The sequence below is a fragment of the Bacillus sp. N1(2025) genome (assembly GCF_053470005.1).
Map to the genome: position 1 here is coordinate 1 of NZ_JBLTJB010000012.1, position 20,298 is coordinate 20,298.

At 34.3% G+C, this 20,298-nt stretch carries 42 protein-coding genes; 39 read left to right on the forward strand and 3 right to left on the reverse strand.

Translation table 11 applies throughout. From position 1 onward, the window contains the following. Nucleotides 1-324 precede the first annotated feature (324 nt). The 9 genes from ACNFN4_RS19310 to ACNFN4_RS19350 all read left to right on the forward strand — a co-directional run bounded on the left by ACNFN4_RS19310 (nucleotide 325) and on the right by ACNFN4_RS19350 (nucleotide 3,417). Nucleotides 325-762 (forward strand): hypothetical protein, encoded by a 438-nt coding sequence (locus ACNFN4_RS19310; protein WP_215601715.1) that lies wholly within the window; start codon nucleotides 325-327, stop codon nucleotides 760-762. 93 nt (nucleotides 763-855) lie between these two features. Then, nucleotides 856-1,068: a helix-turn-helix domain-containing protein gene (locus tag ACNFN4_RS19315; protein WP_215601714.1), complete on the forward strand. Its 213-nt coding sequence runs from the start codon at nucleotides 856-858 to the stop codon at nucleotides 1,066-1,068. Between the two features lie 58 nt (nucleotides 1,069-1,126). Then, the gene (locus ACNFN4_RS19320; RefSeq protein ID WP_448200404.1) at nucleotides 1,127-1,354 is read left to right on the forward strand and encodes a helix-turn-helix domain-containing protein; all 228 of its coding nucleotides are present in this window, start codon (nucleotides 1,127-1,129) and stop codon (nucleotides 1,352-1,354) included. Nucleotides 1,355-1,432: 78 nt separating this feature from the next. Next, complete coding sequence (locus ACNFN4_RS19325) at nucleotides 1,433-1,648, forward strand: hypothetical protein (protein WP_062623507.1); 216 nt, start codon at nucleotides 1,433-1,435, stop codon at nucleotides 1,646-1,648. Between the two features lie 107 nt (nucleotides 1,649-1,755). Further along, nucleotides 1,756-2,031, forward strand: a complete 276-nt coding sequence (locus ACNFN4_RS19330; RefSeq protein WP_033885301.1) for a hypothetical protein — start codon at nucleotides 1,756-1,758, stop codon at nucleotides 2,029-2,031. 53 nt (nucleotides 2,032-2,084) lie between these two features. After that, a complete protein-coding gene (locus ACNFN4_RS19335) occupies nucleotides 2,085-2,402 on the forward strand; it encodes a hypothetical protein (protein WP_238810272.1) in 318 nt (105 codons plus the stop codon). A 12-nt stretch (nucleotides 2,403-2,414) separates the two neighbouring features. Next, nucleotides 2,415-2,885 (forward strand): hypothetical protein, encoded by a 471-nt coding sequence (locus tag ACNFN4_RS19340; RefSeq protein WP_448200405.1) that lies wholly within the window; start codon nucleotides 2,415-2,417, stop codon nucleotides 2,883-2,885. Nucleotides 2,886-2,937: 52 nt separating this feature from the next. Continuing rightward, nucleotides 2,938-3,162 carry a hypothetical protein gene (locus ACNFN4_RS19345; RefSeq protein ID WP_113792290.1) on the forward strand — a complete coding sequence of 75 codons (225 nt, stop codon included), beginning with the start codon at nucleotides 2,938-2,940 and terminating at the stop codon, nucleotides 3,160-3,162. 30 nt (nucleotides 3,163-3,192) lie between these two features. Further along, nucleotides 3,193-3,417, forward strand: coding sequence for a hypothetical protein (locus tag ACNFN4_RS19350; protein ID WP_448200406.1), 225 nt, complete (start codon nucleotides 3,193-3,195; stop codon nucleotides 3,415-3,417). A gap of 10 nt (nucleotides 3,418-3,427) precedes the next feature. On the opposite strand, the gene ACNFN4_RS19355 is transcribed toward ACNFN4_RS19350, so the two are convergent. Continuing rightward, the gene (locus tag ACNFN4_RS19355) at nucleotides 3,428-3,610 is read right to left on the reverse strand and encodes a hypothetical protein (RefSeq protein WP_448200407.1); all 183 of its coding nucleotides are present in this window, start codon (nucleotides 3,608-3,610) and stop codon (nucleotides 3,428-3,430) included. A 70-nt stretch (nucleotides 3,611-3,680) separates the two neighbouring features. Here ACNFN4_RS19355 and ACNFN4_RS19360 point away from each other — a divergent pair, with 70 nt between their 5' ends. From ACNFN4_RS19360 to ACNFN4_RS19430, 15 genes are all read left to right on the forward strand, one after another. Beyond that, nucleotides 3,681-3,932: a hypothetical protein gene (locus ACNFN4_RS19360; protein ID WP_014470146.1), complete on the forward strand. Its 252-nt coding sequence runs from the start codon at nucleotides 3,681-3,683 to the stop codon at nucleotides 3,930-3,932. A gap of 2 nt (nucleotides 3,933-3,934) precedes the next feature. Continuing rightward, nucleotides 3,935-4,150: a hypothetical protein gene (locus ACNFN4_RS19365; protein WP_041482534.1), complete on the forward strand. Its 216-nt coding sequence runs from the start codon at nucleotides 3,935-3,937 to the stop codon at nucleotides 4,148-4,150. 11 nt (nucleotides 4,151-4,161) lie between these two features. Beyond that, nucleotides 4,162-4,293 carry a hypothetical protein gene (locus tag ACNFN4_RS19370; RefSeq protein WP_021493564.1) on the forward strand — a complete coding sequence of 44 codons (132 nt, stop codon included), beginning with the start codon at nucleotides 4,162-4,164 and terminating at the stop codon, nucleotides 4,291-4,293. A 48-nt stretch (nucleotides 4,294-4,341) separates the two neighbouring features. Then, nucleotides 4,342-4,887 carry a hypothetical protein gene (locus ACNFN4_RS19375; protein WP_022553107.1) on the forward strand — a complete coding sequence of 182 codons (546 nt, stop codon included), beginning with the start codon at nucleotides 4,342-4,344 and terminating at the stop codon, nucleotides 4,885-4,887. 5 nt (nucleotides 4,888-4,892) lie between these two features. After that, nucleotides 4,893-5,225: a hypothetical protein gene (locus ACNFN4_RS19380; protein WP_021493562.1), complete on the forward strand. Its 333-nt coding sequence runs from the start codon at nucleotides 4,893-4,895 to the stop codon at nucleotides 5,223-5,225. A gap of 82 nt (nucleotides 5,226-5,307) precedes the next feature. Beyond that, the gene (locus ACNFN4_RS19385) at nucleotides 5,308-5,718 is read left to right on the forward strand and encodes a type II toxin-antitoxin system HicB family antitoxin (RefSeq protein ID WP_022553109.1); all 411 of its coding nucleotides are present in this window, start codon (nucleotides 5,308-5,310) and stop codon (nucleotides 5,716-5,718) included. 161 nt (nucleotides 5,719-5,879) lie between these two features. After that, on the forward strand, nucleotides 5,880-7,019 hold the full coding sequence (locus ACNFN4_RS19390; RefSeq protein WP_127010664.1) for an AimR family lysis-lysogeny pheromone receptor: 1,140 nt from the start codon (nucleotides 5,880-5,882) through the stop codon (nucleotides 7,017-7,019). 29 nt (nucleotides 7,020-7,048) lie between these two features. Next, complete coding sequence (locus ACNFN4_RS19395) at nucleotides 7,049-7,180, forward strand: lysogeny pheromone AimP family peptide (protein ID WP_021493559.1); 132 nt, start codon at nucleotides 7,049-7,051, stop codon at nucleotides 7,178-7,180. 127 nt (nucleotides 7,181-7,307) lie between these two features. Beyond that, a complete protein-coding gene (locus ACNFN4_RS19400; protein WP_021493558.1) occupies nucleotides 7,308-7,463 on the forward strand; it encodes a hypothetical protein in 156 nt (51 codons plus the stop codon). Nucleotides 7,464-7,612: 149 nt separating this feature from the next. Then, on the forward strand, nucleotides 7,613-7,813 hold the full coding sequence (locus ACNFN4_RS19405; RefSeq protein ID WP_448200408.1) for a hypothetical protein: 201 nt from the start codon (nucleotides 7,613-7,615) through the stop codon (nucleotides 7,811-7,813). A 25-nt stretch (nucleotides 7,814-7,838) separates the two neighbouring features. Next, the gene (locus ACNFN4_RS19410; protein ID WP_014471999.1) at nucleotides 7,839-8,069 is read left to right on the forward strand and encodes a hypothetical protein; all 231 of its coding nucleotides are present in this window, start codon (nucleotides 7,839-7,841) and stop codon (nucleotides 8,067-8,069) included. 38 nt (nucleotides 8,070-8,107) lie between these two features. After that, nucleotides 8,108-8,272 (forward strand): hypothetical protein, encoded by a 165-nt coding sequence (locus ACNFN4_RS19415; protein ID WP_021493556.1) that lies wholly within the window; start codon nucleotides 8,108-8,110, stop codon nucleotides 8,270-8,272. 9 nt (nucleotides 8,273-8,281) lie between these two features. Further along, on the forward strand, nucleotides 8,282-9,340 hold the full coding sequence (locus tag ACNFN4_RS19420) for a tyrosine-type recombinase/integrase (protein WP_021493555.1): 1,059 nt from the start codon (nucleotides 8,282-8,284) through the stop codon (nucleotides 9,338-9,340). A 76-nt stretch (nucleotides 9,341-9,416) separates the two neighbouring features. Continuing rightward, a complete protein-coding gene (locus ACNFN4_RS19425; RefSeq protein ID WP_021493554.1) occupies nucleotides 9,417-10,766 on the forward strand; it encodes a DNA sulfur modification protein DndB in 1,350 nt (449 codons plus the stop codon). A gap of 20 nt (nucleotides 10,767-10,786) precedes the next feature. Then, a complete protein-coding gene (locus ACNFN4_RS19430) occupies nucleotides 10,787-11,770 on the forward strand; it encodes a phage lytic cycle repressor MrpR family protein (protein ID WP_021493553.1) in 984 nt (327 codons plus the stop codon). 220 nt (nucleotides 11,771-11,990) lie between these two features. On the opposite strand, the gene ACNFN4_RS19435 is transcribed toward ACNFN4_RS19430, so the two are convergent. Beyond that, nucleotides 11,991-12,212, reverse strand: coding sequence for a helix-turn-helix domain-containing protein (locus ACNFN4_RS19435; RefSeq protein ID WP_021493552.1), 222 nt, complete (start codon nucleotides 12,210-12,212; stop codon nucleotides 11,991-11,993). A 165-nt stretch (nucleotides 12,213-12,377) separates the two neighbouring features. Here ACNFN4_RS19435 and ACNFN4_RS19440 point away from each other — a divergent pair, with 165 nt between their 5' ends. The 10 genes from ACNFN4_RS19440 to ACNFN4_RS19485 all read left to right on the forward strand — a co-directional run bounded on the left by ACNFN4_RS19440 (nucleotide 12,378) and on the right by ACNFN4_RS19485 (nucleotide 16,897). Next, entirely contained in the window at nucleotides 12,378-12,677 is a 300-nt protein-coding gene (locus ACNFN4_RS19440; RefSeq protein ID WP_014417911.1) for a hypothetical protein, read from the forward strand. 74 nt (nucleotides 12,678-12,751) lie between these two features. Further along, nucleotides 12,752-12,997: a hypothetical protein gene (locus ACNFN4_RS19445; RefSeq protein WP_021493551.1), complete on the forward strand. Its 246-nt coding sequence runs from the start codon at nucleotides 12,752-12,754 to the stop codon at nucleotides 12,995-12,997. A 108-nt stretch (nucleotides 12,998-13,105) separates the two neighbouring features. Then, a complete protein-coding gene (locus tag ACNFN4_RS19450) occupies nucleotides 13,106-13,330 on the forward strand; it encodes a hypothetical protein (protein WP_448200409.1) in 225 nt (74 codons plus the stop codon). Between the two features lie 32 nt (nucleotides 13,331-13,362). Beyond that, the gene (locus tag ACNFN4_RS19455; RefSeq protein ID WP_185855142.1) at nucleotides 13,363-13,644 is read left to right on the forward strand and encodes a hypothetical protein; all 282 of its coding nucleotides are present in this window, start codon (nucleotides 13,363-13,365) and stop codon (nucleotides 13,642-13,644) included. Continuing rightward, nucleotides 13,641-14,075, forward strand: coding sequence for a YopX family protein (locus tag ACNFN4_RS19460; protein ID WP_423734326.1), 435 nt, complete (start codon nucleotides 13,641-13,643; stop codon nucleotides 14,073-14,075). Before ACNFN4_RS19455 ends, ACNFN4_RS19460 begins: the two co-directional genes overlap by 4 nt. Then, a complete protein-coding gene (locus tag ACNFN4_RS19465) occupies nucleotides 14,072-14,275 on the forward strand; it encodes a hypothetical protein (protein WP_003231041.1) in 204 nt (67 codons plus the stop codon). Before ACNFN4_RS19460 ends, ACNFN4_RS19465 begins: the two co-directional genes overlap by 4 nt. Continuing rightward, nucleotides 14,272-14,490, forward strand: coding sequence for a hypothetical protein (locus ACNFN4_RS19470; protein ID WP_014418499.1), 219 nt, complete (start codon nucleotides 14,272-14,274; stop codon nucleotides 14,488-14,490). The genes ACNFN4_RS19465 and ACNFN4_RS19470 overlap by 4 nt, the downstream gene beginning before the upstream one ends. Then, the gene (locus tag ACNFN4_RS19475) at nucleotides 14,487-14,915 is read left to right on the forward strand and encodes a hypothetical protein (RefSeq protein ID WP_448200410.1); all 429 of its coding nucleotides are present in this window, start codon (nucleotides 14,487-14,489) and stop codon (nucleotides 14,913-14,915) included. Before ACNFN4_RS19470 ends, ACNFN4_RS19475 begins: the two co-directional genes overlap by 4 nt. 93 nt (nucleotides 14,916-15,008) lie before the next feature. Continuing rightward, on the forward strand, nucleotides 15,009-16,430 hold the full coding sequence (locus ACNFN4_RS19480) for an SEFIR domain-containing protein (RefSeq protein WP_050569593.1): 1,422 nt from the start codon (nucleotides 15,009-15,011) through the stop codon (nucleotides 16,428-16,430). Between the two features lie 251 nt (nucleotides 16,431-16,681). Continuing rightward, nucleotides 16,682-16,897 carry a hypothetical protein gene (locus tag ACNFN4_RS19485; protein WP_029974429.1) on the forward strand — a complete coding sequence of 72 codons (216 nt, stop codon included), beginning with the start codon at nucleotides 16,682-16,684 and terminating at the stop codon, nucleotides 16,895-16,897. Between the two features lie 13 nt (nucleotides 16,898-16,910). Here ACNFN4_RS19485 and ACNFN4_RS19490 read toward each other — a convergent pair whose 3' ends face one another. Further along, entirely contained in the window at nucleotides 16,911-17,285 is a 375-nt protein-coding gene (locus tag ACNFN4_RS19490; protein ID WP_029974427.1) for a YoqO family protein, read from the reverse strand. A 114-nt stretch (nucleotides 17,286-17,399) separates the two neighbouring features. Between ACNFN4_RS19490 and ACNFN4_RS19495 the strand changes: the two genes are divergently transcribed. From ACNFN4_RS19495 to ACNFN4_RS19515, 5 genes are all read left to right on the forward strand, one after another. Next, nucleotides 17,400-17,564, forward strand: a complete 165-nt coding sequence (locus tag ACNFN4_RS19495; protein WP_165882051.1) for a hypothetical protein — start codon at nucleotides 17,400-17,402, stop codon at nucleotides 17,562-17,564. A gap of 342 nt (nucleotides 17,565-17,906) precedes the next feature. Continuing rightward, on the forward strand, nucleotides 17,907-18,098 hold the full coding sequence (locus ACNFN4_RS19500) for a hypothetical protein (protein ID WP_029974423.1): 192 nt from the start codon (nucleotides 17,907-17,909) through the stop codon (nucleotides 18,096-18,098). Nucleotides 18,099-18,324: 226 nt separating this feature from the next. Continuing rightward, nucleotides 18,325-18,546, forward strand: a complete 222-nt coding sequence (locus ACNFN4_RS19505; protein WP_029974422.1) for a hypothetical protein — start codon at nucleotides 18,325-18,327, stop codon at nucleotides 18,544-18,546. Between the two features lie 40 nt (nucleotides 18,547-18,586). Further along, the gene (locus tag ACNFN4_RS19510) at nucleotides 18,587-19,081 is read left to right on the forward strand and encodes a dUTP diphosphatase (RefSeq protein ID WP_276351197.1); all 495 of its coding nucleotides are present in this window, start codon (nucleotides 18,587-18,589) and stop codon (nucleotides 19,079-19,081) included. 294 nt (nucleotides 19,082-19,375) lie between these two features. Beyond that, on the forward strand, nucleotides 19,376-20,209 hold the full coding sequence (locus ACNFN4_RS19515; protein ID WP_448200411.1) for a hypothetical protein: 834 nt from the start codon (nucleotides 19,376-19,378) through the stop codon (nucleotides 20,207-20,209). Nucleotides 20,210-20,298 lie beyond the last annotated feature (89 nt).

Consider the following 20,298-nt stretch of genomic DNA (forward strand, 5'->3'; position numbering starts at 1 on the left):
ATTAGAATGCTTTACGTTCATTAAAAGAACCTCTTTTCTATACCATCTGGCAAATAAGCAGTAAGGCTGCCTATAAGCAGTGATGATTATATCATAAAAATGGAAGAATTGTTCTCTAAAATGAACTAAAATAAATATTTATGTTCTCAATAAGGTATATTTACGTGATATAGGGAGGTGCAGATACTAATAAATACACGCGGATATTCATAGATACATGTATATCTAGCTATATCATGAAGAGTACAGATAAATCATGAAGCTTCTGCCTGTTCTTTCACCTTTATTTCCAATATAGTATAATTTGGAAAAGGGGGAGAGGAAATGAAAAAGCTAATCTTTTTGACTGTGATTTGTATTGGTTTTATATCGAGTTTTAACACACCAAGTGCTGAGGCGAAGATTACATTAGACTACAAAAATGTGAATTTTCACATGAGTGAGGATTCAGAGAGTTTTTCAATGGCAGATTATTTTGATCGGAATTATGATCGCACTTGGCTCTTCTACAAATTCACAATTAGCAATGCAGAAGGGTGTACTCTAAATATGAAAATCAGTAGGATAACTCTTGCTGGCTGGGTATTCCCACGGAGTGAAAAGCAGTTTGTAGGGAACTATGCCGACTATACTGCTGCAGATCGGGTAGAGGGAGATGCAAATCGTAATCATGTGTTAGAGATTACAAAGAATCCAGGGTGCGGAGATGTGTGGATTAAAGGTATTTATGGATTTGAACATGAAGATTCATTTGATTGGTAAGCTTAATACATAGTCAAGGTATATCCTTGACCTTTTTTATGCATATGGTGATAATTTAAAGTGATCATACATAATGAATGTGGGGTAGTTAAATTGATTAAATCAAATTTAAAGCCGATATTAGACGAAAAGAATATCAGCATTCGAAAGCTGTCCAATGATATAGACCATGGTTTTAACACAGTTAGGAAGCTGTATCATGACGAAATGGAGCGGTATCCAAGGGATCTGCTTGATAAAGTCTGTACATATTTAGACATTGAGCTGCATGAGCTGTTAATTTACAAAAGAGATCAAAACGCTTGAATGTTTCCAATGTGTCGTCTTAAACATTCCTCATTAAAATATAAAGGGAGATTCTAAAATGATTGAATTCAAATTAAAGCAACTAGCTGAAGAAAAAGGAATAAACGGTATAAGGGAACTATCTAGGATTCTCGAACACGATTATAAAAGTGTTCGGTTGATGTGGCTGGGTGAAATAAAGCGGGTTCCAACAGATCTAATTGAAAAAGTATGCTCTTATTTTGACGTCACAATTAATGAACTGATGGAATTTAAAAAAGATGAAAATAATAGAAAAAATCGTTGATCCGTTTTAGGGATCATGATATACTAAAGTTACAAGTTAAGGAAACATTAAAAAACAATGGAAAAGAGAGTGAAGAGAATGAATAATTTAGAACAACATTTAAAAGAGCAAACGGATGCCTTTCTAGCAGATTGCTTTAATGAATTAAAACAGTGGCGGGAATCTGGTGTCCTGGAGCAGGGCAAGGTTAGAAATTTACATGATACTTTTAATACGAATATCACTCAACTACATATGATTAGTGAAGTAATTTACAGGGAGTTAGCATCAAGATTCGTTGAAAAAGTAAAGTAAACTAGGGCAGAACTAAGTGAGAATTTTACAGAAGCCTGCAGTAGACATGAAGGAAAATAGCCTGCAATTTTTATAAAATCGTACTTTTAACTAGATAGGGGTGCAATATGCAACTAATCAATGACACAATTATTCTAACTAAAGAACTGAAAGATATTTTAGGTGATGTGGTGGAATATGCATACATAAAAAAGCCTTCCTGGTCAAGTAAACAAGATTTTGAAGGAGTTTACTCAGAGATGTTGGGACAAAAGGCAAGAATAGAGCCAGTTGATTCCTACCCGATTTTCGTTAAATTAACAACCGGCAAAACATTTACACTCTGGTCATCTGAGTGGGGCGGAATAAGATCTGAAACGGAAAAAGAATACTTAAACGATTAAAGTAATTAAGTTAAAATCATTCTTTCATCTTAATTGATAAAGGAGAGTGCATAATGTATAGATTCATATCAGAGCTGAACTTAGACGACTCGACAATTCAAAGGATGGATAAATCCCAAAGCTTTAAATACATCGGTGGTTTTTATATGTATGATCCCCAGCAAATCGAATTACCAATCCCAGAAGGAGAATCATCTTCGCTCAGTGATTTAGCCCATTTAAGTTTTAATTCTTATGACTGTGAAAACCAAATGATTGCGGATATGAAAAGGGAATTCACTGAAGAAAAGTTATTAAATATTTTTAATTCTGAGTGTGCAGAAACAGCTTTTAATAAAGCTGCTTCAAGAATCATTGAAAAATACAATTAAGGTGGGTTTAAATTGGCTAGTGATAAAGAATGGGTTAAAATAAGCGAACTTTCTGATGAAGAAAAACAAAACTTGAATGCTGGTACTGTAGTCATGCTACATGATGATTATTATAATGGGCCATCAGATAAAGCTGCCTTGATAAGAAAAAAAGGTTCTCAAGGACAACTAGAAGGCAAGTATTACGAATTGAACGGCCAAATGGTAAGAATTCTTTTCGGAAGCAGAAGCTTAAAAGTCCCTTCTTCTTTGTTATCTGTTCCCGTTGCAATCGACAGGGAACAGGAAGTCGAACTAAATCTTTCACCAGTCCAAATTGTTAAAGTTATAAAGTCATTAGAACTGTTATTAGACTTAGACAAGGAAGAATTTAAGTTTAATCGAGAAGAGATTGCCCTATTATTGGGGCAGTTAAGTGAAAATCTAGATAGTAATGGTATTGATCCTGATAGAGTACTGAACGAGCTGTACTCAAGGAATTAAGTACTTTGAATTACTGCAATTTCAATTTTAAAGAGAAGTAGGTGGGACAATAATGTTAAAAATGATAACTGTTTGGTTCAAATTCGATGATAAGGGCAACGAAGCCAAACTGAATCACATTGAAGATGGATGGGTGAATGGAGAATATCCAAAGCCTTTAGATCCGTCATTCACAAATCAAGAAGCATGGAAGAAAAGTGATTGGGAGAGGAAACATGCTTATTTAGATGAACAATATCGAGTATGGAGCGTTCCGCCAGCTTATTGGATTAGATGATGATCTGAAGATTTGGAGGGGAGTATGTAAATGATCAAGGTTTACTCAATAGGTCACAAGATACCAGAAAAGATTAAGTCATGCATCTCTGAATGGAATTATTGGTCTTGGATTGTTGCTGCAAATAGTGAAAAGGGCAATAAAAGTGCAAAGCGGCTTATTGAAAAGATTGAATCGGATCCAGACAAAATTGCGGAATATAAAACTGAAGACGGAATTGAAGTATATGTAAGCTACATGATTCCAGTGAAATAAAAAAGAGCATTTAAATGCTCTTCTTCATACCACATCTACGACACTCACGCAAAAACACACCACTTTTCACTGAACTCATGAATAAAGCGTAATCACAGTTATCACAGCGTCCATATTTAACATCGGGATACTCCTTATAATCATACACAACTGTTACATCGTAGCCATTAGTCTCAAAATCTTTCTCTTCCATTAAATTTCACCTACACAAAGTATTTAACACTACTATAATACCAGACGATGTATATAAGGAGGGGTTTAATTTGATTGGAATAGCATATTTCTTAATACTATGGCTTGGTGTTGGCTTTCTGACAGGATTTAAGGCCTTATTCGTTGATCAGGTTTATGATGAAGAGTTTAAGCAGGAACTGATTGATTCATTTTCACCAGGTATGGAGCAGAATATGATTGAACTGTTCTTTAAGAATAAAATAAATATCATGGTGTTTTACATATTAATTGGATTGCTGCCACTGGCCATAAAAATTGCTGGTCTGCTGAAGAGGAGTTAGCTATGCCGGTTATCGATACCTTTTTTGTTATTCAATTTGAAAATGATGATTACTTCAAGTCATTTAAAGTAGATGGAAGTGGTTATAAGACATCTAAGGGGCTTCATAGCGCTTCTAAGTTCACTACAATGTCAGAAGCCTTAGCGATCGCAAATGAGCTACATATGGAGTTTAAAGCCACTTCTGCCATAAGGCAAATTGAAGTTATTACTAGGTGAGGAGTGTTCAGGTGTACTGGATTGAATGGATTGAGGATGGGGAGAAGAAAAGTATTGTTGCTGAGGGCTGGGTGGAATGGGTCACAATCCTGGAAGACCTTTATCAGCAACGATTTGAGTATGTTGAATGGAAGAGAATTTAAAAAACACAAGTCTAAATAAAATTAATGTAAAGGGAGAAGGTTTTTAGAATGGAAGAATTAAATCATTATAGAAAATGCCTTAATGTGAATTACGAATCCATTATTTTATTGGTAGCAACCCCAAAAGGGAAATATCCTTCAAAAAGTGTTGATTTAAAAACAAAAGAATTTGTTAATGAGATATTATATAAAGAGTATTACATTGATATTTATGAAAAAGGTAAAAAAGAAATTCTTCAGGATACAGCGTTTAAACTTTTTACATTGCCATTAATCGGAGATTCATTTGATCGCAAAGTAAATAGGACTGTTGCGAATAGCAGGGCATCTGAAGATAAAGTTGAGGCATTTTTTGTGTTACAAAGTATTAATAAAGAATTTCAAGAAAACAATTCAAATATCAACATAGATAAAGCAATAAAGAGAGGAGAAGAAAGTGCTAAACTCTTTTTAAATTGTTACCCATTAGGTACACATGATGTTTCCGTGATACCGGTTGAAAGAGGGAACGAAGGGGTAGAGCTATTACTTGACATGAAGTTTAAAGATAATGCCTCTGAGTACTATTTTGATTTCACATATTTTGGCGGTTGATGGACATGGATGAAACATTTATCAATAATCTAAATAAGAACAAATTTGATAATGAAGAGTTTAAAAATGGTTTTAGTGCAGGAGCTGAATACAAAGATCAAATGGAAAAACGGATACGTGATCTTGAATCAGTGTTGCTTGGGTTTATTGGGTATGAAGACGAGTGGCTACTAACAAAAGCAGGTTTAAATAAACGTACTAAGTCAGTCTTAGTCAACATGATTATTGATCAGCGAAATCTTACCCGTGCTCTTTATAAAAAATTAGATGAAGAAACAAAAAAGAAATTAAAAAGTGAAATTGAGATGTGCATTTGGCCGGGAGAAAGTGAGCAATAAAGACAAATACGTTTAATTATACGTATCGAATTTGCAAACTTTTTAAATGTATTTATAATCTTCAATAAGGAGTTGATTATAAATGAATTGGGTATCTTACCCCTCTATTTTACACTTTGCAAATGATGGTATTACAGTAACCTTTCCAGACCTTCCTGGGTGTGTAACCTGTGGATCGAATGACACAGAGGCAATTAGCATGGCAAAAGAAGCTTTAGGGCTTCATTTATATGGGTTAGAAATGGACGGAGAGAAGTATCCTGGCCCTTCACCGTTTTCGGAAATTAAGACAGCGGAAAATGAAGTTGTGTGCTTGATTGATATACCTATGCATGCATTCCGCGATGAATATAGACGTAAATCAGTCAAGAAAACATTAACTATTCCTGCGTGGTTGAATGAAGTGGCTGAAGAAAAGAACATTAATTTTTCTCAGGTGCTGCAGGATGCATTAAAAGATAAACTCGGACTAAATATCTTTAAGGCACAATAAGAATCCTTATTGTGCCGGTTTACATAAAATACGAATTTTAAACAGATAAGTATTCCTTAAAAAATAATTAGCATAAAAATAAAATAAATACTTGTAATTCTGACAACTCTAATGTATATTATAAACAAGGGAACATTAGTTGGGAAGGGGTGGAGTAACCAATGAATCTTAAGCAGATGATTAAGAATGAATGTGAAAAAGACAGCCAGCTCGCAGCGAAACTCTCAAAAATAGCAGGGTACGAAAAGGTTAATGGTTTTTACAAATTCATCAACACCCCAGAGAAAGAAATGGACAACTTAGGCGGTTTAATTAATATTGTTAAAAGCTTGTTTCCTGATAATGAGGAGCAGCTTCTAAGTGATTACTTCTTATCACTGGATCCCAACAAAAAATGCGCTAGACAATCTGTTGAATACTCCGATATCAATCAATGGGATTCATTAACAGACAAGATTATTTTAAATTTATGCCACTCAAAAAACACAACAAGTCAAGAATGGGGCAACATCTACAACATACATAGAAAGCTATATAAAAACGAAATCTCAATACCAGAAGCAATAAGAGAATGTGGGAGATGTAAAGCTCCAGAAATGTCATTTTTTTCAGATGCAATGCTGATGTATAAATACTTGAATATTGGTGAGTTCGGATTGATGAAAAGCACCTTAACACTTTTAGATTTTAAAAGCTTACCAGAAGGATTTATAAAAGATTCGTACAAAAGTAGAGTGTCAATGTTAAAAGCGAATATAAGCTTAAACGAAAACAATTTAATCGAAGCAAGGAAACATTCAAATATTGCAATAATGCAGTCCAATGTGAACCGAATATGTTTCTTTGCACATCTGACAATAGGTAATACCCTAATTTTCGAAAATTATGAAGAAGCTATGCTGGCGTATGTTGAGGCAAAGAAGTATGTTCTGAATGATACTCATGAAGAAATGCTAAATGGCGCTCTTTGCTTCTTAGCTAATGTATGGAACAAGGAAAATCTATGGGTTAACTATGAATCAAATGAAATCAAATATCAACAGCTAAGGGCTTTTTATTACATAAAAAGTAATAATCTCGACAAGGCTAACGAATTATTAGAAAACTTATCAAAAAGAGATCAAGATGAAAATGAATTAGGATTTTATTTTTATTATAAAGGTTTAATATCGAGGCAAAAATCTGATTTTTTTAAATCAATAACATATTTTAAAGAATCAGATGATAAATATTTTATCCAATTGGCAATAATAGAACTCGAAAAATTAGGCTGTGACCCGGAGCTGCTAAATTTAATTTAGAATTTAGTACTTGAAAGGAGGTGAATTTAATGAAAAAAATTATTTTCGGTACAGCCATTTTAGCATCATTAGCAATTTCATTCATTGCAGGTCAACATTCAGTTAATACGGCATCAGCTTCTGATGAGATCTCTGTAGCAAGTGCAATTCGGGGAGCTTAATAATACAACAGGATACTACATAATCAATGGTTAGACGTTTGATCCAGTGGATCAGGCGTCTTTTCTAATTTTAAGAGAATGTTCCAGAAATTCATAATATAAAAAACAAGAACATGGAGGAATTAAAATGAAAAAGCATTTCGGACAATCACTTTCTTATGAGGATATGGCTAAGGGATACATGGAAATGGGAGACCTTAACTTAGAAATTTCCCAGGAAGATAATCATCTTGAAAATGAAGCAGAAATGGTTAGATCAAAATATAAAGCAAAGGTATCCTAATGAAGATTAAAGACAAATCAGCAGACATTTTAACACATACAAAGGGGATGTGTTATTTGTCTTGGATAAAAATAAAATAAATTGTTGCATATTATTCTAGCAACATATATAATGAAGTTACAAGATGAACGTTGTTGGGAGATGAAACAATGGAAACAACCAGTGCCACTCAAAAGGAAGAGTTGAAGATTACATCATTAAGACAATATCAATACATAAAACAACTAAAGAACTTCACACGAGTCAATCTCCACCTAGAGGATCCAGATGTGTTTACACCTAATAATGTAACTACAATGAGAAAAAATCATAAAGAATACAACCTCATTAAAGAACAAAAAATTCTATAAAATGTATTTAAGGAGTAAAAATAAAATGAATAATAAATATTATACAGAAGAAAACAAGGCTAAAGTTTGGAAAAAGCATATGATCGTTTTAAAGTTTCTAGAGCAGCCTGAGATAGCAGTAGCTTATAATGAGTTCCTACGAAGAGAAGCGACAAGTGATGAATGGGTTGGGTTCGAAGAGGAGCTTTATGAGGAATTGACGGGGATGCCAATTATAAACGTCTGTAAGGACGAGAGGGTAAATGTCCTAAACTGAATTTTATTATAGGATAAAAATAAATTAGGTGTGATAAAATGAATACAGACATCTTAATTAACGCTCTTAAAGAATACGACATGTTAAAGCAAATGGAAATCTGTAACGCCAATATAATGCTGCTGAGTAATATTCAAGGTGAGAATGAATGGATTGTTGCGTGGAAAGAATTTGATCAATACTTAATGAAAAAAATGATATGAGGTGTCATTATGGAAGCTCAAAAGAAAGCGTCAACACTAAGGGATTATTCAATATACAATAACATAAATAGGTGGTTTGATGAATTAGATTTAAGAAACAGGGATCGAGAAACTGGAGAAATTGAAAAGTCTAATACTAGAGCCACGTATGAAAGGCATATAAGAGAGTTTTTCAACCACTATGCTGCCAAGGATATTGAATATTTAACTGAGAGTGACCTGGCGATCAAGAAGAGCGACCTGTATGATTATCGAACTCATTTGGCTAAAAATAAAAGTAACTCCAATTCAACAATTAACAATAAGATTGCCGCACTGAAAAGTATGATTAAGTATCTTGAATCTGAACATGAGTGTGATTCATCTGTATTTAATTTTAGACCTCTTCCAACAGAAAAGAACCCAGCAGGGTCTTTTGAAGGAATATCTGAAGCTGATGAATTTGCTGAGGCAGCGTATGTTACTGAGCGTCAGAACAGATTAATGAAAAAGATGTTTATTTTGTTTAGTGCACGTACTGGTGGGCGTAAATCAGAGGTGCTTAGAGTTGGGTGGGATGATATTACTTATTCAGAAAAGCACCAATGCTATCTCGTCAACTTTAAAAAAACTAAGCAAAAAAAGGCTAGGCCAGTTGGAATTTCCACAGCTTTCTATGAAGAGTTGTTGCTGTTAAAGCAAGAGTATGGGGAACATGAACTGTTATTTCATAAGTTAACAGTTGATTCAATACAGGATATGTGGAATCGCGTATGTAGAGTTATGGGTATTCCCAAAGAAAGAAAGATAACTCCGCATAGTTTACGCAATACTGCAACAAACTTTTCTTACAGCGTTAATAGTGATATTAAAAAAGTGGCAGCATTCTCTGGTCACAGCAATATCAATACTTTAAATGACCATTATTTAGTCAATGAAAGGGATTATTCTCAAGATCCAGGGGTTTTGGTTGATCAAAAAGAAGACATGTCCTTTTTAGAAGATGTTACCTTAGAGCAATATAAAGAATTCTTTTTAAAATCAGACATGTATATACAGAGTAAACTTAAAATGTTTTTGAACAAGTGATATAAATAATCACATAAAAGCTTTACTTGCTTATGAAAATAATGATAAATTTAATATGATTATGTGAGGTGATAATGTGTCTGAAGTTTTGTTAACAACGGATAAACTTTATAAGTTAAAAACTGAAATAGAGAAAAATCTTATTGATATTAAAAGTGATTCCAATATGGTGAAGGAATTAAAAGCCACAATGGCGGACAAATACAAGGCACTCCCTGGTTATATCCAAGAAATTTTAAATAATAATGATAACAACGTACAGCGTTTAAACGAAAAAGAAGTGTACATTGTTTCAAAAGAGATGTATTCAATTCTTGGGGCTCCAGCTTTAGATCCCTCAAATTATTTTCCAACCAGATTGGCAAAAGAGCTTGAAGGTGGGAGAGTATTCGCCGGTGAAGAAGTAGTTAAGCTACCATACAAGTTCAAAAATGTGATTAAAATTAAAGAGGATAACTATGTCACTTCCATTACTGCCAAGGAACTTAGTGAGTTATATAATAGCTCCATCCTGCAGTACAATTACAATACTCAGCGTGAAGGAAAATACATTAAGGGCAGCCTTATCCCTGTACCTAAAACAAACCCTAAATCAGTTGATGAGATCAAAGAATTGTTTATTAAAGGCGATTTAATTGTATCAATGTTAACTTTTAACGCTCGTCTTGGAACATCTGATGGTGATGAAGAAGTTGAATATGATCCAAGCGACCAAACCCTCACTGTAACACGAGGAACCTTATTAGATGCTCTTGATGGATATCATCGAATTTCAGGTATTGTTAAGGCCATTGCTGAAGTCCCTGAATTAGATCAACCATTCATTTTAAATGTGCTCAATTACGATGAAGAAAAGGCTAAGGTTCACTTTGCTCAAATGAATACCATAAACCCAGTTGAAAAATCCAGAATTGAAGAATTGGGACAAAAACGGTATTCTTCAACCGTTGTCGAGCAGCTGAAATTTAAAAGTGAACTTAAAAATAAAATAAGCCCACAAAGTGAAATTGGTATCGATAGCAATTTCCTTGTAACATATTATACTTTATCAGAAGCTATAGACGATGCATTTGAGCTGAAATCTCGAAAAGATGCGTTGAAAATTGCGAAATACTTGGTAGACTTTTTTGATAACCTTTTTTATGCCTTCCCAGACGAATTTCTTGAAGATGATTTATCGTCCATTAGAAAGCAATCATACATTAATCATAACGTAATGTTTTACGGTTATGTTTATTTGGCCAAGAAGATGAAGGAAAACAATGTAGAACTAAACAAGCTTGAAAATATCCTTAATACGATTGACTTTAGTAAAAGCGGAAGAGTGTTTGAAGAATTAGGAAGACAAAATAATGAGAATCAACTAAAGAATATTATGAAGAAGAAACTTAAGCGAATGTTTTATCATGAAATTGCTGTTGTTTAAAGCCTAAAGGAGAATTTAATATGAGTGAAATATATAATGCTGAATTGAAGGAAAAGTTTTTAGAGAAATACGAAAGTGAAGCAACAAGAAACCATTATTGGCTAAGGCTAAGGGATTTCTCAGCTACAGAAAAAATACTTCAAAAAGACATATTTAATTTTTCTTTGGAAGAGCTGCGTACGTTATTTTTCGATTTGGATAGCAAATCTATAGACTCATTAAGAGGAGCACGAGCTGTAATTGGACAATACACAACCTGGGCAATGGAAAATGGCTTGGCAAACAGTAACATCAACAAAGTGTATCAGATACAGGATGGTGACTTAAAGCAGTTTATAGATAAAAACAAAAAAACACTATTCACCAATAAAGAAGTAGAAGAGTATGTTGATTTTATGATTAATTATCAGGATAAGGCCATGATACAGGCTATTTATGAAGGTATAGATGGTTATCAGCATTCAGAGTTACTGAATTTAACAGGTGACGATTTACTCGATGATAACAAGGTAAAGCTAGTAGATGATAAACATGGTGTAAGAATAATTACTGTAAGCGATAAATGTTATGAGTTACTTAAGCGTGCTAATGACCAAAGAACATATCATCTTAGCAATGGTTCGCCAGATAGTAGCCTTAAAAACAAATTTGCCACATTAGTTAAAAGCGAAAATATTTTTAGGCTAAAATATAAGAGCTCTAATCAGAGTATGAAAGCTGACAAATTTTTAATTCATCGTTCTTTTAGTCAGTTTCAAAAATTTTTAGAAGAACCCTTCTTTACACCTAAAAATCTTATCAATTCAGGAAAGCTCAACATGGCGTATGCGATATATAAAGAGAAGGGTGAATTAAAAGTACCTGATTATAAACAAATAACTCGACAATATGGGTTCTTGAATGAAGACGCGGAGTTTAATTCACAAACACTGAGGAAAGTAGTGAATATGGAGAACTTAGAAAAATATTGTATCAAGTCTGAAGTAATTGAGACTAATTCTTAATCCCTGTTACAGGGATTAACTTTACATAACTTTCAGAGTAAAAATAAAACAAATGTGAGTTAACTCGTGGTATTTTTAAAAAAATATCAGGATTTTGTTCATATTTTTCAGAATTCGACAAAGTTAGACAGAGACAAATTTGTACATATGCAGTAAAATAGTTCTATACACTAAAAAGGGTACAAGGAGGTTCGCTAGGTCAAACTCCCTAGCGATTAAGTCAATGTTTGATTTTCCATTCATAGAGGTCTTCAATCGAACAGTTTAGGGCAATAGCAATGATTCTCGCTGTTTTTATATTCATAGAAGGTCTAACGCCATTAGCGTAATCACTTAACCTTTGCTTACTGATGCCTGTTAGGTTCGAAAGTTGCCCTAGGGACATTCCTCTACGTTCAAGGAGAATGGATATCAAACATTGTCCGATTTCAACCTCAAGCATCGGACAACCTCCTGATATAGTATTGCTTATCATACTATATCAATTCTTTCCAAGTTTTTAAATGAAAGAAAAAAGATTTGCCACTAACTAGGTAAAAGGTTATAATTAAGTCAACAAAAAAGGGAACGTAGGTTCGGTTAATTACTACCAGAGAGAGGGAAACGTATGTCAGAAAAGGATTATTTCATTCAAGGGGAGCTGTGCATACCTTTTTTCGGCAGAATAAAAGCCAAGAATGAAGAGGAAGCACTTTTGTTCGCATATCAATCAATTAAAAAGAAATTAAGAAATAAAACAGGGAAAATGGGGTTTCTTCAAAAAGATCAAGAAAAATATGAGGCACTATTTGATGTAGATATCATGTGTACAGAGGATGCTGAATTAACAACCTCTTATGCCGAAGAAATAGACGATTCGTTTGAAAATGAGGATTATAAATCTTCACAATTGTTATCATCGAAGTAAAAATACATACACATCTTGTCAGTCATCATGAGACATAAAAAATTGGTGACTTTTTAGTCAGACTGGAGCATACAATGGATTTTAATCTTGAAATTGACTTGAAAGACATTATGAGATCAGTTTCCATGAGTGTTGGTTCTAAGAACATCCAAAGTGGAGAGTACTACATAGACATTATTTTTAAAAACAATGGGGATTGTTTGAGGATTAGAATGGATCATGCTTCAGTTTTAGAATTTAGAGATAAAATAAATGAAACTCTTTGGAAATTGGATGGCATGAAGACGTATATGAAGACAGCAGCTTTACAGTATGAGTAAAGCTGATTTTTTTAAAATTATTCAGAATAAAAATAAAATAAGTATTTACAACATATGGTTGAGGTTATATAATCAAATTAGAATCAGGAAAGGAGATAGCTTTAATTATTGATTAATGAACCAACTAACAATCAAATAAGAACCATGGTTTTAAAGAAATATGCAAAGCTCTTAGCATCATGTGAAAGGTCTTTGCGCAGCATAGAGAATAATGAAATCAGAATGGCAATTGGGGATCTAGATTTTGTTAAAGATAATTTAGAGGAAATACAATACATACTTCGTGATGTTGTGAATCAGCATGAATATATTAAGGATAAAAATAAAATGTAAGTTTTATAGAGATTCAGGTAAGGGGGAATAACATGGGTGCATTAATCACTAAGCAGCCGAATGGACGGTACTGCCGATTTAGTTCAGTGGTTGACTGTCCGACGCACATAAATATGACGCGTGAAGACTATTTAAATAATTTTACTGGCACAACAAAAGGCAGGGAAGATGCTGAAGATACATTGGTGAATTATCTCCAGCCGTTTCATGAAGTAATAAAGTGGTACACACCGCTGAACATGAGCGAAAAAGAGTTTGTTGATGTGTTGAAGGAAATGTGTAACGTAAACCCAAAGGAGGCGAGGGAATTGTGAACACAGCATATAGAGTTTGGGACGGCGAGCAGATGTGTTATTGCGGTGATGAAGGCATATGCCTTTCCATCGGTGAATTGGGTTCAATTGAAGGAAAAGTTTTCGGATGGTCTGTATGGTTAGGAGGTTATGGTGTGATCGCACACAGCGGAGACGGAAAATCCGTTCTCATGAATGGAACTGATCAGTTTCAAACACACTCGAGACTGAAGCGAATTTATGCGAGCGATATCGTTAAACAGGAGGAAACAGCGCCCGGCGGTTTGTTTGGGCCGGAACCGTTCATCGGCGAAGTGAAAATGATTGACGGATCATGGTGCATCATCAATGAGAAAAAAGAAGAGTGCCGACCGTTGTTTTCTGAGACGGCGACAAATAAAGTCATCGGCGACGTTTACCAAAATCCTGAGTTATTGGAGGGCGCGGAATGAATGCTGATGTAAAACGTATTGAATATAAGCTTTGGTACGAAGTTAAGTTCGGTTGGAAGCATTTCAGTTTCGGCGCCAATGATGATAAAACCGCATTGGAATACGCAGAGGAATACGTAAATAATAACTACCTCAAAAATTATAAAGTGGAAAAAATAACGAATGAGACATTGTTTTGGACTGAGGCGGGTGCGGAATGAGTAAATTCATCGTTTTGAAAATGGATGACATCAAAGATCATTTAACTATTGAAGAACAGCTCCTTTTATGGACGTCCATCGAAAAGATTAACGTATGCAGAGAAGCCGAAGGGAAAAAGTTTAATAATTATGCCGTCATCAACCAGGATGAACCCTATATCAACGAGGTAACGGACATTATGAGAAAGCATGGACATTGGGAGGACGCGGAATGAGTAAGAGGTCTAACCTGTTATTAAGGAATAATGTGAAATCAAATCAAAGAGAAAAATTCATTGCAAATGGCATTCCCTATGATGAACTTGATACACAAATGATCAATTTAATTGATATTTTGAATTTCAAGATTGGATTGAAAACACGCCACTGTTGTTTTGGACATAAACCATATGAGGAAATTCAAGTAATGTTTGAAGAAGTAAATTTAAAAGAAGATCAAATTCTAGAGTTAGCGGAATTAGCGGGGAGAGAATGGAAAGGTCTTCAGTTAAGCTTTAGCAAATGGGCGAGATTTTCTCCATTGATGTTTAATTGGTCATTGGTACTATCGAAAAGATTTAGAGATCCGGAAGATGCAAATAAATACCGATACCTGAGATCAGTTGAAGAATTCTTTAAAAGCTATGCTGCAAAGAAGTGATTAAAAGATGCATTTTAAAGAGTTGCCTTGTTTGGAGGAATAAAACCATATAAACTTTAGTAGAGAAAATTAAGAACAAAGGGAGAATAATTTATGAATAAAAAAGCCATTAAAAGACCAAAAGTTTTCATATCATATTGTTGGACTTCTGATGAACATGAAGATTGGGTTTTAGATCTAGCAGTACGATTGTCTGAAGGAGATGGTATAGAGGTTATACTTGATAAGTGGGATTTAAAAGAAGGACAAGATAAATATGCATTCATGGAGAGTATGGTTACTTCTACAGAAATAGACAGGGTATTAATCATTTGTGATTCTGGTTATCAAAATAAAGCTGATAATAGGACAGGTGGAGTAGGGGATGAAACTCAAATAATCACTCCAAATATTTATTCGGATACAAAACAAGAAAAGTTTATCCCTATTATCGCAGAAAGAGATGAAAAAGGGAATGCTTTCATTCCGGCTTATGTTAAGAATAGAATTTATATTGAACTCTCTAATGAAGAAACTTTTGAAGAAAATTATGAAAAATTGATTAGAAATATATTGAAAGCACCAAAGTATAAAAAACCACCTTTAGGTGAACTGCCTTTATATTTATTTGATGAAGAAATAAACCATTTTAAAACTAAAAATATTATTAGAAAAATGAGAAACGCCCTTGAGAAAAATTCTTCAAGAATTAGTTTCCTTTCAGAAGAATTTATTGAAGCATTTGTTGAATCTTTAAAAGAGATACAAATCCAAAATGAAAAAATTGAAAATAACCAAATTGACGATTTGGTTAAAGAAGGAATTGATAAGTCACTACCATTAAAAGACGATTTTGTGAATTATATAAAAGTACTAATTGAGGCAGACAAGGTTGATTCGGATGCTTTGTCAGAGTTCTTTGAAAGAATATATATTTTCACAGATATACAAAAAGGAATGGATAATTGTCATCCTGAGCAATTTGATCACTTTAAGTTTTTACTCCATGAAATCGTTATATACACCTTTACTCTACTGTTCAAGTATAAAATGTACAACATTATTGCTGACCTATTAGATATGGAATACAATTTGACATTTAGGGGAAGCTCTGAAAACTTAACTGCATTCAGGTTTTACATAACATCTATAGAGAAAAGAAACGAGAATCTTAAATTGAATAGGGTGAGTTATCATTCAGAATTATTGATACAAAGATCGAACGACTTAAGAGACGAATTGATAGTAGCTGATGTATTACTTTTTCATTTATTAAGAATGAGAAGTGTGAACTTTGATTGGTTTCCGATCACATATATCCATAATCTTTTTCATTTAAACATTAAGTTTCTAAGTAAATTAAAATCTGAAAAGTTTGCGCAAAAAACTTTAAGTGTATTCGGTGTTAATACTATTGAAGAATTAAAGAATAACATTAAGAACTTTGGAAGACCGGTATCATTTCCAACAATTTTTGACAGCGCTCCTGTTCCAAGTAAATTTATAAAACCAGAAGATATTGCAACTAAGCCATAACAGAATAAAAGGCGTCAATACATATTAATAATATAATGACGCCTTAATATTTTCATTTTTGAATAAATGGATTATTTCATTGTAAGGAGGAAGGCACATAGGTTATTTAAAGCACATAATTGATACAGCCTGGTTTAACTTAGTTTGGTTTAGATGGCATCTTGGAGCGGACATAAGCGTATTTGATGGCTGCGGATGGAATACATATAAACTTTTAAAGAATAAAAATAAAATAAGTGGAGGTTATTCGAGTGATAAAGAGGAATCTGCTTAGTAACCACGTTGATGAGATTATTAGTGAATATTACGCTGGTAAAGGATATTCAGTCCATAGCATTGAACGCCAGGAAAATGGACAACTGATTGTTGTTACGGAACGAGTAGCAGAGAAGAAGGAACCGGTAAAGGTTGATATAGCATTTGATTTTGTACATAGAAGACCACATAAGAAGAAGTATTTAGCTTAAAAAAGGCAAAGAGTCAAAGCTCTTTACCATTAGGTGATTTCCTTAACCGATTCGCAATATACTTCATTACGTTTACTGCAATCGACACTAATGCAATAATCAATGCTATTTCAAATAAGAGGATGTATCCAAAATTCATATTAAGCTCTTCAAAGTAATCGCTGACAAATGAAAGAAGTTTATAAATTCCTAGCATAAAAACAATAAAGGAAACTCCTAAAATTACAAGTGACTTTTTAGAATAATCTTTAGCATGTTCAAAATTATAAATCATTATTGATAAAAATAACAAACCAGTAGCAATCTTTTTGGATAGCGAATCATCGGCTGAAAATGATTGCACTACAATGCTGATGATTAATCCAGTAATACCGATTGTTTTATTCAAGGGATCACCCACTCGTATGTAAGTTAGGTATGAGTTTACCAATTAAAGGGGATTTTCTCAAGGCAATACACATTAAAGTTAAATTAAATGCTTTCTCAAGAAAGGGGTGGAAACATGCTTGGTTATCAGATAGGGAAGCGAGTAAGGTGGCATGAAGATGAGGAGATGGGAATTATATTGTGGACGACAAATCAAGGTTCTGTAGGTGTTGAATGGGACTCTGGTGAATACGGTGAATATAATTATGAAGTCGATGAGTTATTAATGTTAGTAGATTAATATGTCTTCCGAAAGTTAAACGAAAGAAGTTCATTAAAGAAAGGGTTTAAACAATGATTAAAACAAGGCTATTCCAAGATGAATATTGCAATGGTGAATGGGTTGAAATTGATAGGCTTATAAACGGTTTCATAAGAGCAGAGTCAAAAAAGATTGAAGTTATTGATATCAAATATAATTCAATAAATACAGGTCGAACTCATAATACAGCGCTGCTTATATATAGAGAAGGGATTTAAGATCATCAGGCAGTGGGACTGAATGAAATCATTTCTTTGAGAACTGCAGCTGGATGGAAGTCGTATATAGCCTGCAAACAATCTAAAAAGGATGGTGAAAGACATGGACAAGTTAATTTTTAAAGAGGATATTGCGTTTGCGGAGGATCCTAACAATCCAATTTTCAAAAAGGACAAGGAATACGAAATTCTAGACGAAGAAAAGGAATACATTTATGTTGGACATAAACCAAATTCAAATGAATGTACTAAAGTTCCAAAGACAGAAGAAGGGACATTGTTTGACTATAAATAACACATATCTTGAGGGAGATAATACATATGAGCAACGTGAAGAAATTGATTAAAGAAAACGTTAAGTTGAAAATGAAGCTGGCAGTAATGAAGAGGACATTTTGAAAGAAAAAGAAGAAATGAGAATTAACAAATTGTTTAAAATCATAATAAATGAGGTTCGCTGTGATTTTAAATGAAATCTTAGTCCAGGTTAAATAAAAAAATATTAGAGGTGGTAAAGCTGCATGAAGATAATTTACAAAGGGTTTGAGATAGTTGCAACAAGAAATGCGTCATTTGGAGGGTGGGAAAACATCTATTATACCGTGATGCACAAAACAGGAGGGTGGTTTTTAGAGGACAGCTTTTGTGAATGTGAAGATAAAATTGAAGATTTCGTAAATGGTTTAACGCTAATGGTAGATGACTATCTTAATAATGACAGTGATGTAAGCTTAACAATTTAGATGAAATCGTGATTTTAATCAGTTATTTGGAGGAAACGAAATGAACGTAAATATCAAACGGTTATCACCGGACGCACAGATTCCAGCTTATGCGCACGCAACGGACGCCGGCTTTGATCTGGTCGCGGCAGAGGACGTAATTATCGAGCCGGGCGAGACGGCGTGTGTGCCGACGGGCTTGGCGTTCGAGATTCCGGAAGGTTACGAAATGCAGATCCGACCGCGCTCCGGCATTACGCTGAAGACTAAATTACGTGTGCAGCTCGGCACTGTTGACGCGGGATATCGAGGAGAGGTCGGAGTAATCGTCGACAATATAAATCGTTATACAGATATTGAAAAGGACTTTCTTTTCGATATAAGAGATAAAATCGTCAGTGCTCTCGATTACCTCAGAGCTTGGGATCATTTTGCGAAAGGTTCGTACATCATCCGAAAAGGCGATCGTATCGCCCAAGCCGTAATCAAGCCGGTCGAGCAGGTGGTATTTACGGAAGTTGATACGCTTGGCGATAGCGATCAGTATACGAGTTAGTCAATTTAAAGTCTGAATCGACGCTTTTTCTCAAAGTCATCGAGATACTCATTCTGCTTTGACTTAAACACAAACCAAATTACAGCTCCTAGTGAATAATCCATAACTTTATCAAAAATCCAAGTTGTGAAAAGATCCATTAGAATTTTCATTGCATTTCACCTCCCGAGACAAAAATGTCCTATCTCTCATAGATGGCATGTGTATGACACGCATCTATTAATAAAAGAGTGAAAAGTAATATGAAAATCAAAAAAGAATTAAAAAAACATACAGAATATAGAGGTGGAGTAAATGACCGAAACTAAGGCAAACACAAATACAAAGATTCACGTATTGGCTGATGAAAAACTAGGCGGCATCAAGCGGGAATACATCGAGGTCGATCGGCAGGCGGAGGTTGGCGAGAAGATCGTAATTGTTGAGAAAAATGATTTCGAAGGGTACGAGAACGGCGATGTTTTTACAGTAGATCGTGATTTCCACTCTAAAATAGATTTCGTGGAAAGTGACCTAGCTGCATCCGATGGTAATTGTAGTGGGGCTATCTATCACGATGAATATCACGTACTCGAACCGACCAACATCGTACACATTGACGGTCGGCGCTACGAAATGGTTGATCGTGAAGGGGAAGTAGGCGATAAAGTTATTCATGTTTATAAAGGAGAGTCAAACGGCATTGTGCGAGATGTTCGCAAAGCCGGCGATGATGGAGTAGATGTTGATACATACGAGGATGAAGGAGAATTATATAGCGGTTTTTATCATGGATATTATTGCGTTCTCGTCCCACTAGATAAAGAGAAGACCTTTGAAAATAAACATAATGTATACAAAGAATTGAAAAATCTCATACATAATGAATTAGGTATTTCCAGGCAAGACATACAGGAAATGATCAGCAATGCGGTTTCCAATGAAGTTCAGAAGATGTCTGAGTCAGGAAAACTGGATAGAGTTGCAGGAGAAAAGATTGAATCACTTATTGAAGAAGGTTTTAGAAATGGAGATCGACTGCTGTATGGATTTAAAGAAAGGGTGTCACAAACAGTTTCTGATGAGGTGGGTAAACGGATTGCAAAAGTATTGAATATTAATGTGGAATTAAAGGAGGAAGGGAATTGACCAAGAACGAACGAGAAGATTATTTAAACAGACTTGATGAATATGGATTGACAGAAGAAGAGGATGAGGAAATGACGAATATTTTAAAT